Annotated in this window: 13 protein-coding genes; 7 read left to right on the forward strand and 6 right to left on the reverse strand. The window is 63.9% G+C overall.

From position 1 onward, the window contains the following. The first annotated feature begins 294 nt into the window (after positions 1-294). Positions 295-1,101 (forward strand): N-acyl homoserine lactonase family protein, encoded by an 807-nt coding sequence (locus tag AB7245_RS02665; RefSeq protein WP_063980498.1) that lies wholly within the window; start codon positions 295-297, stop codon positions 1,099-1,101. Positions 1,102-1,120: 19 nt separating this feature from the next. Here AB7245_RS02665 and AB7245_RS02670 read toward each other — a convergent pair whose 3' ends face one another. Both AB7245_RS02670 and AB7245_RS02675 read right to left on the reverse strand, forming a co-directional pair. Beyond that, positions 1,121-1,885, reverse strand: a complete 765-nt coding sequence (locus tag AB7245_RS02670; protein ID WP_439033855.1) for a class I SAM-dependent methyltransferase — start codon at positions 1,883-1,885, stop codon at positions 1,121-1,123. Between the two features lie 45 nt (positions 1,886-1,930). Next, positions 1,931-2,473: a MarR family winged helix-turn-helix transcriptional regulator gene (locus AB7245_RS02675; RefSeq protein WP_071908564.1), complete on the reverse strand. Its 543-nt coding sequence runs from the start codon at positions 2,471-2,473 to the stop codon at positions 1,931-1,933. A gap of 110 nt (positions 2,474-2,583) precedes the next feature. Here AB7245_RS02675 and AB7245_RS02680 point away from each other — a divergent pair, with 110 nt between their 5' ends. The 5 genes from AB7245_RS02680 (at position 2,584) to fahA (ending at position 8,251) form a co-directional block, all read left to right on the forward strand. Beyond that, complete coding sequence (locus AB7245_RS02680; protein WP_071908563.1) at positions 2,584-4,200, forward strand: FAD-dependent oxidoreductase; 1,617 nt, start codon at positions 2,584-2,586, stop codon at positions 4,198-4,200. A gap of 8 nt (positions 4,201-4,208) precedes the next feature. Next, positions 4,209-4,433 carry a DUF2783 domain-containing protein gene (locus AB7245_RS02685; RefSeq protein ID WP_071908562.1) on the forward strand — a complete coding sequence of 75 codons (225 nt, stop codon included), beginning with the start codon at positions 4,209-4,211 and terminating at the stop codon, positions 4,431-4,433. A 23-nt stretch (positions 4,434-4,456) separates the two neighbouring features. After that, complete coding sequence (locus AB7245_RS02690; protein ID WP_439033856.1) at positions 4,457-5,413, forward strand: MBL fold metallo-hydrolase; 957 nt, start codon at positions 4,457-4,459, stop codon at positions 5,411-5,413. 2 nt (positions 5,414-5,415) lie between these two features. Then, the gene (gene hmgA / locus AB7245_RS02695; RefSeq protein ID WP_259259876.1) at positions 5,416-6,762 is read left to right on the forward strand and encodes a homogentisate 1,2-dioxygenase; all 1,347 of its coding nucleotides are present in this window, start codon (positions 5,416-5,418) and stop codon (positions 6,760-6,762) included. Positions 6,763-6,979: 217 nt separating this feature from the next. After that, positions 6,980-8,251: a fumarylacetoacetase gene (gene fahA, locus AB7245_RS02700; protein WP_071916986.1), complete on the forward strand. Its 1,272-nt coding sequence runs from the start codon at positions 6,980-6,982 to the stop codon at positions 8,249-8,251. A gap of 113 nt (positions 8,252-8,364) precedes the next feature. Here the strand turns inward: fahA and AB7245_RS02705 are convergent, their stop codons facing one another. Both AB7245_RS02705 and AB7245_RS02710 read right to left on the reverse strand, forming a co-directional pair. Then, positions 8,365-8,676 (reverse strand): DUF1272 domain-containing protein, encoded by a 312-nt coding sequence (locus tag AB7245_RS02705; RefSeq protein WP_071908559.1) that lies wholly within the window; start codon positions 8,674-8,676, stop codon positions 8,365-8,367. A gap of 73 nt (positions 8,677-8,749) precedes the next feature. Next, positions 8,750-9,229 (reverse strand): Lrp/AsnC family transcriptional regulator, encoded by a 480-nt coding sequence (locus tag AB7245_RS02710; protein WP_071908558.1) that lies wholly within the window; start codon positions 9,227-9,229, stop codon positions 8,750-8,752. Between the two features lie 119 nt (positions 9,230-9,348). On the opposite strand from AB7245_RS02710, the gene hppD reads away from it, so the two are divergent. After that, a complete protein-coding gene (gene hppD / locus AB7245_RS02715; RefSeq protein ID WP_071908557.1) occupies positions 9,349-10,467 on the forward strand; it encodes a 4-hydroxyphenylpyruvate dioxygenase in 1,119 nt (372 codons plus the stop codon). A gap of 138 nt (positions 10,468-10,605) precedes the next feature. Here the strand turns inward: hppD and AB7245_RS02720 are convergent, their stop codons facing one another. Both AB7245_RS02720 and AB7245_RS02725 read right to left on the reverse strand, forming a co-directional pair. Then, positions 10,606-11,712 (reverse strand): CaiB/BaiF CoA transferase family protein, encoded by a 1,107-nt coding sequence (locus tag AB7245_RS02720; RefSeq protein WP_071916985.1) that lies wholly within the window; start codon positions 11,710-11,712, stop codon positions 10,606-10,608. 231 nt (positions 11,713-11,943) lie between these two features. Continuing rightward, on the reverse strand, positions 11,944-12,744 hold the full coding sequence (locus tag AB7245_RS02725; protein ID WP_028149283.1) for an FAD binding domain-containing protein: 801 nt from the start codon (positions 12,742-12,744) through the stop codon (positions 11,944-11,946). Positions 12,745-12,757 lie beyond the last annotated feature (13 nt).

Genomic DNA, 12,757 nt, shown 5'->3' on the forward strand with positions numbered 1-12,757 from the left:
TTATCAAACCGCGGAAGGGGGGCGTCAACCGCTTGGAGATTCGGCATTATCGCGACAATTGACCGCGATGCATGGGCGCGCCGGGAGGGGAATAAACGGACTGTCACGGTTGTGCTCGGCGCCATCTGGTTCGACTCTGCGGCAGGATGCTGGAGCGGCCGCGACAAAGAAGATGTGAGGGGTCTCACATAGCAGGCTGGACGCTGTCGCAGCCCTCCGGTGTTTGACCTTTGCTGCGGACAATGGCTTGGTGCGCTCGATCGTCCCCGAAGGTCCAACTCAGAAAAGAAAACCATGGGAAACGCCTACGAAATCTACGCCCTGCGTTATGCGACGATGTCGCCACGCACCCCCAACATGAACTTCCTTCAGCCCGACCCGCATGACAGCGCGGCGCAGGATCTCGACTATTTCGTCTGGCTGATCCGAGGGCAGGGCCGCGAGATCCTGGTGGACACCGGTTTCAACGCCGAGGAGGCGAGCGCGCGGGCGCGCAAGCTGACGCTCAATCCGGTCGATGCGCTGGAGCGCTTTGGCGTCGCGGCGTCGAGCGTTCGCGACATTATCGTGACGCATCTGCATTACGACCACGCCGGCAATCTCGATCGCTTCTCGAACGCGCGCTTCCATCTCCAGGAGCGCGAGATGGCTTACGCGACGGGACGCTGCATGTGCAACGGACTGCTGCGACATCCGTTCTCGGTCGAGCACGTCACGCAGATGGTGCGCCATGTCTATGGCGAGCGCGTCAATTTCTATTCCGGCGACGGCGAGATCGCGCCCGGCGTCACCGTGCACCGTGTCGGCGGCCATTCCGACGGCTTGCAGGTGGTCAAGGTCGAGACCGCGCGCGGGCCGGTGGTGCTGGCGTCCGATGCCGCGCATTACTACGCCAATCTGCAGCGCAAGAGCCCGTTCCCCATCGTCTACAATATCGGTGACATGGCGCAGGGCTGGGAGACGATCGAACGCCTCGCCGGTCATCCTGACAGGTTCATTCCCGGCCACGATCCGATCGTCACGGAGATCTATCCGCGTGCCAGCGACAAGGTCGATGCCTGGGCGCTGCATTTGCCGCCGTCGCGGTCGTTTGCGAAGTGACGGAATCCGGGGCGTGGTGTCAGCGAGTGCCGGCAGGATCCGCACAAGCAACGATATCGCGGGGAGATTCTAGAGCCGCTGCCTCCGGCGGAGAGAATACCGCCAGGTATCCTCCGTCCCCTGCGAGCTTATATGTGGCAACCTCGCGATAGCCGACGGCGGTCAATTCGCAGCGCAAGAGCTCAATTGGCGTGCCATGCTTCGACGTCGGAAGCTCAAGATCGACAATTCCGACCCGCGCACCCTGCTTCAAGGCGGGCGCGAGATTGTAGAGGAAGGCATAGGGTTGGGCTATCTCGTGATACATGTGCACGAGGATTGCGGCATCCAGCGAGGAAGCGGGCAGACGCGGGTCGTGTGGTTCGCCGAGCGCGAATTGCACGTTCGTCAACTTCAGACGTTCTGTTCGCCTGGCGAGCTCGATGAGGTAATCCCGCGTGACGTCCTGGGCAACGACAGAGCCGGCGGGGCCGACGAGGTGCGAGAGCCTGACCGTGTGGTAGCCGCTGCCTGCTCCAATGTCGCCCACTGTCATACCTGGTTTCAGTTCAAGAGCACGTGCGATTTGACCGGCCTCATTGAGGGCGTCTCGGCGCTCTTCGGCGGCGCGGCGCGGGCTGACGATCCGTGCAACAGGGCGCTGTGGTGAGGGAAACTCGTTTGCAGCGACTCCGGGGGAAGCCAGATAACCTATGTCAGCGGCGTATGCGCGAGTTGCGGCAAACGCCGCAAGTAGCGCCGTTATATAAGCCAGTGCCGTCACGGACCTGCCAAGCTTTCTCAATCGGCCTCCCAAAAGCCGACGTCTGCACCTCTATGAGTACGCGCCCTAATACGCCTCTTTCGCGTCGGCCTCTTCGCTGGTCTGGATCAGGTCGAGGCTCTGTTCGATCTTGCCGAGCAGGGCCGAGAGCTGCTTGCGCTCCTGCGCGGAGAGGCAGGCGAGGATCTCGTCTTCCCGCCGCAGCAATTGCGGGAACAGCTCTTCGTACAGCGCGCGACCTTTCTTCGTCAGTTGCAGGCGGAATTCGCGGCGGTCGGCTTCGTTCTCGACCCGCTCGATCAGCCCCTGGTGCAGCAGCGTGGTCACGGCGCGGCTGATGGTGGATTTGTGCGTGCGGGTGCATTGCGAGACGTACTGCGCGCTACAGGCATCGTTGCGGAAGCCGAGCGTGGCGATCACGCGCCAGGCCGGAATGTCGAGGCCGTGACGCTCCTGATATTCGACCGCAAGCGCGGAACTCACCTCAGCCGCTAGCCGGTTGAGGCGGAACGGCACGAACTTGAACAAATCGAGCCGCGCCTTCGGCCGCAATGAAGCCTCGTCAGCCTCACGTGCCTTCAGCGCGATGTCGCTGGATGTCCTCGCCAAGGCTTGCGCTCCGAATTCCAGTTGACGGCCGGCCGGCTCCGGTCCAAAATAGTTGCACGTGAGACTATCTAGCAGATCAGTCCTCTCTTGACCAGAGCCGAGGTTAGCGCATGGCGCAGGCCAATACGCAGCAGGCCAAAACCCAGTTCGGCTATCGCCGCCACCCCGACCAGGATCGTCCCGGCCAGAGTGCGGCCGAGCATCCCGTGGTGGTCGTCGGCGCGGGGCCGGTGGGGCTGTCGCTCGCGATTGACCTTGCCCAGCGCGGCCAGCGCGTCGTCCTTCTGGATGATGCCGACCGGATCGGCGAAGGCTCGCGCGCGATCTGCTTCTCCAAGCGGTCGCTCGAATATTGGGACCGGCTCGGCGTCGGCGACCGCATGGTCGACAAGGGCGTGGTCTGGAGCGTCGGCCGCATTTTTCATGGCGAGTCGCAGCTTTACCAGTTTAACCTGCTGCCGGAAGACGGTCACAAGCGGCCGGCCTTCATCAACCTCCAGCAATATTACGCCGAGGCCTATCTGGTCGATCGCATCAGCGATCTGCCTGCGATCGACCTCCGCTGGCGCAACAAGGTGACGGCGCTGGAGAGTCGCAACGATTCCGTCGCGCTGACAATCGAAACGCCGGAGGGCGCCTATCGCCTGCACGCGCAATATGTCGTCGCCTGCGACGGCGCGCGCTCCTCGCTGCGGCAGATGGTTGGCGCCGACTTCGCCGGCCAGGTGTTTGAGGACCAGTTCCTGATCGCCGACGTCAAGATGACCGCGGAGTTCCCGACCGAGCGCTGGTTCTGGTTCGATCCGCCGTTTCATGCCGGCCGCTCCGCGCTGCTGCACCGTCAGCCCGACGACGTCTGGCGCATCGATCTCCAGCTCAATCGCTATGCCGATCCCGTCGTCGAGAAGAAGCCGGAGAACGTGCGGCCGCGGATCGCGCGCATGCTCGGTCACGACAAGTTCGAGTTCGAGTGGATCTCGCTCTACAAATTCCAGTGCCGGCGGATGGATCGCTTCCTCCACGGCCGGGTGATTTTTGCGGGCGATTCCGCGCATCAGGTCTCGCCCTTCGGTGCGCGTGGTGCGAACTCGGGCCTCGAAGACGCCGAGAACCTGTCCTGGAAGCTCGATCGCGTGCTGCGCGGCGCCTCGCCCGCGAGCCTGCTCGAAAGCTACCATGTCGAGCGCAGCGGGGCTGCCGACGAGAACATTCGCGAGTCGACCCGCTCGACGGACTTCATGGCGCCGAACTCGCATCAGGAGGCGCGGCTGCGCAAGGCGGTGCTGTCGTTGGCCAAGGAGACGGAGTTCGGCAAGCGCATGGTCAATGGCGGCCGGCTCTCGGTGCCGTGCAGCTACGACTCGCCGCTGTCATCGCCCGATGCGGATGCGTGGCGCGGCGGACCGGCGCCCGGCTGTTCAATGCTCGACGCCCCCGCTGGCGAGCAGGCCTATCTGACGGATGCATTCCGCCGCGGTGGAACAGGCTTCACCTTGCTGTCGTTCAGCAATGGCGCGGCGATCGACGCGCCCGATGGCGTGAAGGATATCCGCATCGGTGGCGAGGGCGGGCTTGCCGATCCCTCGGGCCTCGTCGCAAAGCGCTATGACGCCGAGCCCGGTGCGGCTTATCTGCTCAGGCCCGACGGCTACGTCGCGGCGCGCTTCCGCCACCCGACGCGCAAGGCCATTGCCGCCGCGCTGTCGCGGGCCGAAGGTTTGAATTGAGGATTCGCATGCCGCTTTCAACCAGCTCCAACTTCGCGCGGCCCGACGATGCCTTTCGCGCCATCGTCGAGGCGCACCGCGGCTTCACCGAGGAGCAGAGCGCCGATTTCGACGCGGCACTGGTCCTGATCCTCGCCAACCATATCGGCGACATCGACGTGTTGCGGGAAGCGATCGTGCTCGCGAAGCGGCGCATGACCGACGGCCAGCAGCAACAACAGCAACAACAATAACCCAAAGACCTGAGGATGAATTGATGGCGAAGAACTTCGCATCCACCGGCGATCTCTCCGAAAAGAAGATCACCTTCTCCGAGATCGGCACCGATCTCTATGCCTTCACCGCGGAGGGCGATCCGAACACCGCGATCATCGTCGGTGACGACGGCTGTCTGGTGTTCGACGCGCAGTCGACGCCGGCGATGGCCAACAAGGTGATCGAGCGCGTCAAGACCGTCACCGACAAGCCGGTCAAATATGTCGTGCTGTCGCACTATCACGCCGTGCGCGTGCTGGGCGCCTCCGCCTACAAGGCGCAGGGCATCGTGGCCTCGCAGGAGACCTATCGCCTCATCGAGGAACGCGGCCAGCAGGATTGGGATTCCGAATATGGCCGCTTCCCGCGCCTGTTCCAGGATGCCGCGAGCATTCCCGGCCTGACCTGGCCGACGCTGACCTTCGAAGGCGAGATGTCGATCTATCTGGGAAAACGCGAAGTGCGCCTGATGCAGTTAGGGGCCGGCCACACCTCCGGCGACATCGTCGCCTGGGTGCCGGATGCCGAAGTGATGTTCTCCGGCGACCTCATCGAATATCACTCGGCCTGCTATTGCGGTGACGCGCATTTGCGCGAATGGCCGCTGACGCTGAACGAGATCCGCAACTTCAATCCCAAGGCGATCGCGCCGGGCCGCGGCGATGCGCTGAAGGGCACAGCCACGGTGCGCGAAGCCATCGCGATGACGCGCGACTTCGTCACCTCGCTCTACGGCGCGGCCGAAATCTCCGTCGCCAGGGGGCGCACGCTGAAGGAATCGATGGCGGCGACGCGCGAAGTCATGGATCCGAAATTCCACAGCTTCGCCATCTACGAGCACTGCCTGCCGTTCAACGTCTCGCGCGCCTATGACGAGGCGTCGGGGATCGACGACCCCGTGATCTGGACCGATAAGCGCGACCAGGAAATGTGGGCCGCCCTGCAAGGAGGAGGATAGTCATGAACGTCAACACCTCGCCTGATCAGATCATTCGCAGCTCGGCGCAGGTCACGCCGGGCTACATGTCCGGCTTCGGCAACAGCTTCGAGACCGAGGCGCTGCCGGGCGCGCTGCCGATCGGGCGCAACTCGCCGCAGCGCTGCGCCTACGGGCTCTATGCCGAGCAGCTTTCCGGCTCGCCATTCACCGCGCCGCGCGGCACCAATGAGCGCTCCTGGCTCTATCGCATCCGTCCCTCGGTGAAGCATTCCGGCCGGTTCGAGAAGGCCGATGCCGGCCTGTGGCGCTCGGCGCCCTGCCATGAATACGATTTACCGATCGCGCAGCTGCGCTGGGACCCGGCGCCGATCCCGAAGGAGGACATGACCTTCCTTCAGGGCGTGCAGACCATGACGACCGCCGGCGACGTCAACACGCAGGCCGGCATGGCCGCGCATGTCTACCTCATCACCAGTTCGATGGTGGACCAGCACTTCTACAATGCCGACGGCGAGCTGATGTTCGTGCTCCAGCAGGGCAACCTGCGCGTCGTCACCGAGTTTGGCCGTATCGACGCCGAGCCCGGCGAGATCGTGGTGATCCCGCGCGGCGTCAAATTCCGCGTCGAGATTCCGAACGGTCCTGCGCGCGGCTATCTCTGCGAAAATTACGGCGGCGCCTTCACGCTGCCGGAGCGCGGGCCGATCGGCGCCAATTGCCTCGCCAACGCGCGCGACTTTCTCACCCCGGTCGCGCATTACGAGGACAAGGACACGCCGACCGAACTCTACGTGAAATGGGGCGGATCGCTGTTCAAGACCACGTTGCCACATTCGCCGATCGACGTCGTGGCCTGGCACGGCAATTACGCGCCTTACAAATACGATCTGCGCACCTTCTCTCCGGTCGGCGCGATCGGCTTCGATCATCCCGATCCCTCGATCTTCACAGTGCTGACCTCGCCGTCGGAGACCGCGGGCACCGCGAACATCGACTTCGTGATCTTCCCCGAGCGCTGGATGGTGGCCGACAACACCTTCCGCCCGCCCTGGTATCACATGAACATCATGAGCGAGTTCATGGGCCTGATCTACGGCGTCTACGATGCCAAGCCGCAGGGTTTTGTCCCGGGCGGAATCAGCCTGCACAATTGCATGCTGCCGCACGGCCCCGACCGCGATGCCTTCGAGCATGCCAGCAACGGCGAGCTGAAGCCGGTGAAGCTGACCGGCACCATGGCCTTCATGTTCGAGACCCGCTACCCGCAGCGCGTGACAGCGCACGCCGCGAAGTCGTCGACGCTGCAGGACAATTACGCGGATTGCTGGACGGGACTGGAGAAGCGGTTCGATCCGAACAAGCGGTAGTCTTGCTTACCCTCCCCTGGAGGGGGAGGGTCGCTACGCATGCAGCGAAGCGGAATGCGTAGCGGGGTGGGGTGATGGTCTCTCCGCAAGGAACACTGCCCGTGTTGAGAGATCACCCCTCCCCGTCTCATATTTCGCTGCGCTCAATATGAGCCGACCCTCCCCCTCCAGGGGAGGGTGACAGAAGTTCAGCACCAGAATTCGTATGGCAGGAAACATGCCCCACCCCAACGACCCCAGCCTCCGCTCCTTCATCGAGGTCGATCCCGCCTCCGACTTCCCGATCCAGAACCTGCCCTATGGCGTGTTCTCGACCTCGGCCAATCCGACGCCGCGCGTCGGTGTCGCGATCGGTAACTACGTGTTCGATCTCTGGGCGCTCGAGCAGGATTGCCGTCTCGACGTCGGCCCGCTCGGGGTGTTCTCCGGCCCCTCGCTCAATCCGTTCATGACGCTGGGACCGAAGATCTGGACGAAGACACGCGCGCGGATCAGCGAGCTACTGCGTCATGATCATCCGGAGCTGCGTGACAATGAGGAGCTGCGCAAGCAGGCCCTGGTGCTGATGCGCGATGCAAAATTGCATCTGCCGTTCGCAGTGTCCGGCTATACCGATTTCTATTCGTCGAAGGAGCACGCTACCAATGTCGGCGTGATGTTCCGCGGCAAGGACAACGCGCTGCAGCCGAACTGGCTGCACATGCCGATCGCCTATAACGGCCGTGCCTCGACCGTCGTGGTCTCGGGAACGAAGGTGAAGCGGCCGCGCGGGCAGTTGAAGCCGCCGAATGTCGAGCTGCCGAGCTTCGGGCCGTGCAAGCGGCTCGATTTCGAGCTGGAGATGGGCGTCGTGGTCGGCCAGCCATCGCCGATGGGCGGTATGCTGACCGAGCAACAGGCCGAGGAGATGATCTTCGGTCTCGTGCTGCTCAACGACTGGAGCGCGCGCGACATCCAGCAATGGGAATATGTGCCGCTCGGCCCGTTCCTGGCAAAGGCGTTCGCGACCTCGATCAGCCCGTGGGTGGTGACGCGCGAGGCGCTGGAGCCGTTCCGGCTGGGGGGGCCGGAGCAGGAGCCGGTGCCGCTGGATTATCTCAAGCAGGCGAAGCCGCAGAACTATGATCTCGAACTCGACGTCTCCTTGCGCGCGGCCGGCGCCAATGCGCACGCCGGCATCAGCCGCACCAATTTCAAATACATGTACTGGTCCTCGGTGCAGCAGCTCATGCACCACGCCTCCAGCGGTTGCGCGATGAATGTCGGCGATCTCCTTGGGTCCGGCACGATCTCCGGCCCGGAGAAGAACCAGCGCGGCAGCCTGTTGGAGATCAGCTGGAACGGCACCGAGCCGGTGGAATTGCCCGGCGGCGCCAAGCGCTCGTTTTTGGAAGACGGCGACAGCCTCGTCATGCGCGGCTGGTGCCAGGGCAGTGGCTACCGGGTCGGGTTCGGGGAGGTCGAGGGGACGATTTTGGCGGCGGAGTAGCCGCGCGTTCCGGTGTCGTAGGGTGGGCAAAGCGAAGCGTGCCCACCATCACGATCGCGCTTGCGGAGACATGGTGGGCACGGCGCAAGGGCGCCTTTGCCCACCCTACGAAGTCACCGCCTCTCCGGCGGCACATCCCGCACCCGCGCGCAATGCGCCGCGACATCCTCCGGGCTGTATTTCAAATGCACCCGCTTGTCGGACGGCACGTGTTTGGTGACGCACACGCCCGGCCGCCATTCCTGCGTCGGCCTGATCGGGCGCGGCGCAAAGCCGCCGCCGCAATTCGGGCAGACGTTGGAGAGTTTCGTCTCGACGCAATCCGCACAGAACGTGCATTCATAGGAGCAGATCCGCGCGTCCGTTGCATTAGGCGGCAGGTCGCGGTCGCAATATTCGCAGTTCGGTCGAAGCTGGAGGGCCATGGCAGAATCTCCGCAGATTGGCTTGATCATCGCAGACGGCGCGTGAAGCGCGAATGCCGTAGTTCCCTCGATTTCAGCCAGCCTTCAAATCCTTCAGCGGCAGCCGCGAGCTTTCCTTGAGCCTGTCGAGCACGATCGAGGAGCGCACATGCGCCACGCTCTGGTGCGGCATCAGCACGTCGTTGACGAGATTGGAGAGACCCTTGAGATCGCGCAGCACGGCTTTGAGCACGTAATCGGCGTCGCCCGTCAGCGAATAAGCTTCCTGGATCTCGTCGATGCGGTTGACCAAGGCGCGGAAGCGTTTCGAATTGTCCGGCGAGTGGGTCGCGAGCCCCACCTGGATAAAGGCGATCACACCGAAGCCCAGCGCTTCGCTGGAGAGATCGGCGTGATAGCCCGAGATCACCTTCTCCTCCTCCAGCCGCATCCGCCGCCGCGAGCATTGCGAGGCCGAGAGACCCGCGAGATCGGCGAGCTCCTGGTTGGTGAGGCGGCCGTCGTCCTGGAGCGCGTCCAGGATCTTGAGGTCGAATGCGTCTACGGAGATCATGCGTCATTTATCCATTTCATGCACAGACCGTGCATATGATAGCCAAAATGCGCCCCGTTTGCACGCTCATTGCACGCCCGATGAAGGATAGTTCATGGCAGCAGCAATTGGAGAGCACCATGGGTCCGTTTCCGCACGATGCACCGCCGGCCACCGTCACCGCCGACAATCCGATGGGCACCGACGGGTTCGAGTTCGTCGAATATGCGCATCCCAATCCGGAAGAGCTGCACGCGTTGTTCAAGTTGATGGGCTATGCGCCCGTCGCCCGCCACAAGAGCAAGAAGATCACGGTCTACCGCCAGGGCGACATCAACTATCTCGTCAACGAGGAGCCCGGCACCCACGGCTTCGACTTCGTCGCCGCGCACGGCCCCTGCGCGCCGTCGATGGCGTTTCGCATGGTCGATGCGAAGGCGGCCTATGACCGTGCGATCGCGCTCGGCGCCGAACCTGCCGATGTGTCGTCGGTGCAGAAGACGCTTGATGTACCCGCGATCAAGGGCATCGGCGGCAGCCTGCTCTATTTCGTCGATTGCTACGGCGCCAAGGGCTCGGCTTATGATGCCGAGTTCGAGTGGTTGGGGGCACGCGATCCCAAGCCGGTCGGCGCCGGCCTGTTCTATCTCGATCATCTCACCCACAACGTCCATCGCGGCCGCATGGATGTGTGGACGGGCTTCTACCAAAAGCTGTTCAACTTCCGCCAGATCCGCTTCTTCGACATCGAGGGCCGCGCCTCCGGCCTGTTCTCGCGCGCGCTGACGAGCCCGGACGGCAAGATCCGGATTCCGATCAACGAGGACGCCGGCGAGTCCGGCCAGATCGAGGAATATCTCAATATCTATCGCGGCGAGGGCATCCAGCACATCGCCTGCGGCTGCCGCGATATCCACGCCGCCATCGAAGGCCTGCGCGAAGCCGGCCTGCCCTTCATGCCGTCACCGCCGGAGACCTATTTCGAGCGGATCGATGCGCGCCTGCCGAAGCACGGCGAGGACGTCGCGCGGCTCCGGACCAACGGCATCCTGATCGATGGTGAGGGCGTGGTCGATGGCGGTCAGACCAAGGTGCTGCTGCAGATCTTCTCCGCCAACGCGATCGGCCCGATCTTCTTCGAGTTCATCCAGCGCAAGGGTGACGATGGTTTTGGCGAGGGCAACTTCAAGGCCCTGTTCGAATCGATCGAGGAGGATCAGATCCGGCGCGGCGTGTTGAAGGTGGATACGGCGGCGTAGGTCGCTGCGTTCGGGCACACTGCCGTAGGGTGGGCAAAGCGCAAGCGTGCCCACCACTTTTATCAGGATTGTGGAGAGATGGTGGGCACGGCGCTTCGCGCCTTTGCCCACCCTACGCGATCTTTGCCGAGGCTAGATCTACCTCTTCCACGCAGCCATCACCGCACCAATCTCCGCGCCCTCCGGCTCCCGCACCGCCGACGGCGTGCGTGAGAACCGCGGCGCGGGCGCGGGCTGCTTCACGCCGTGGCGTTCGAGGAAGACGTTGCGGGCGACCATGTGCGGATGCTCGGTCGCTTCCGACATGGTGAGCACCGGCGCGAAGCAGATGTCGGTGCCTTCCATGATCCTGCACCAGTCCTCGCGGGTCTTGCTCCTAAACACGGCCTGCAATTTCTGCTTCAGCGCGGGCCAGGCCTTGGGGTTCATCTGCGCGTCGAAGTCGGCATCGGTCAGGCCCGCGTGCTCGCGCAGCAGCGCGTAGAACTGCGGTTCGATCGAGCCGATCGAGACGAAGTGCCCGCAGGCACATTCATAGACGCCGTAGAAATGTGCGCCGCCGTCGAGGAAGTTCTGGTTGCGCCCCTCGCTCCAGCGGCCGATCGTCTTCATGTCGAAGAAGAACGACATCAGCGATGCCGCGCCGTCGCACATCGCGGCGTCCACGACCTGGCCCTTGCCGGACCTTTGCGCTTCGAGGAGGGCGGCGAGAACGCCGACGACGAGATAGAGCGCGCCACCGCCGAAATCGCCGACCAAATTGAGCGGCGGCACCGGGGCTTCCTTGGTGCCGATCGCGGCCAGCGCGCCGGTGATCGAGATGTAATTGATGTCGTGGCCGGCGGCGTTGGCGAGCGGGCCTTCCTGGCCCCAGCCGGTCATGCGGCCGTAGACGAGTTTGGGATTGCGCGCGAGCACGACGTCGGGCCCGAGTCCAAGCCGCTCCATCACGCCGGGACGAAAGCCCTCGACCAGCGCGTCGGCGCTGGCAAGCAGGTCGAGCACCTCTGCGATCGCCGCCTTGTCCTTGAGGTCGAGCTCGATCACCTTGCGGCCGCGGCCCGCGACCGACTTCATGCTCTTCTTCGCACCGACGCGATCGAGCGTGACGACATCGGCGCCCATGTCGGCGAGCATCATGCAGGCGAATGGGCCGGGTCCGATGCCGGCGAATTCGACGACACGGAAACCCGAGAGCGGGCCGGAGGTGCGGACGGAGGAGGTGGGCGCTGGTTTATCGAGCACGTTGTTGTTTCCTCGGGTCGCCGGCGAATTCCGGTGGTCCGGCAATCGCCTTTGACGTTCCTCTTTGGGGGCGAGTTAATTGGCTGATTAACTTTTCTCGCCTTCATGTCCGCGAGGCAAGCGGTTTTCATGCATGGGCGCATAATAAAAGCGGCGCGCATTGCTGCGCGCCGCGGAAGATTTGTGTTGAGGCGCTAAGGCGCGACGCGCTGTCGCGCTTTATCGACGCGATCAGCCCGCGGCGGCCACCGCGCGCTGCGCCATCACCTTGACGAGGTTGGCGCGGTATTCGGCCGTGCCGTGGATATCGGCCAGCAATCCGCTCGCCGGAATGCTGACATTGTCGAGCGCCGACGGCGACCAGTTCGCCTTCAGCGCGGCTTCGATCGCGGGGACCCGCATCACGCCGCTCTGCGAGGCGCCGGTGGCGGCAACACGGATCTCGCCCGACTTCGTCTGCGCGACGAACACGGCGGTCAGCGCGAAGCGTGAGGCCGGATGCCGCATCTTTTCGTAGCCCGCCTTCGCCGGCACCGGGAACGACACTGCGGTGATGATCTCGCCGTCTTCCAGCGCCGTCGTGAACAGGCCCTGGAAGAAGTCCTCGGCCGAGATCGACCGCTTGTTGGTCTTGACGGTGGCACCGAGCGCCAGCAGCGCGGCCGGATAATCCGCGGCGGGATCGTTGTTGGCGATCGAGCCGCCGATCGTGCCGCGATAACGCACGGCGGGATCGCCGAGCACCGAGGTGAGATAGGCGATCGCGGGGATCGCCTTCTTCACATCGGCATTCTGCATGATGTCGAAATAGGTCGTGCCGGCCTTGATGGTCAGCACGTCGCCCGAGAGCTCGACGCCCTGCAGCTCCTTGATCTTGCCGAGGTCGATCACGTCGGACGGGCTGGCGAGCCGCTGCTTCATGACCGGCAGCAAGGTCTGGCCGCCGGCGAGGAATTTCGCCTCACTGCTCTTGCCGAACAGGGCGACGGCCTCGTCGACCGAGGAGGGGCGATGATAAGTGGTCTGGTACATCTTGTTGCTCCTC

It is taken from the genome of Bradyrhizobium sp. 604_D8_N2_3 (assembly GCF_051810765.1).
Lineage (GTDB): Bacteria > Pseudomonadota > Alphaproteobacteria > Rhizobiales > Xanthobacteraceae > Bradyrhizobium > Bradyrhizobium barranii.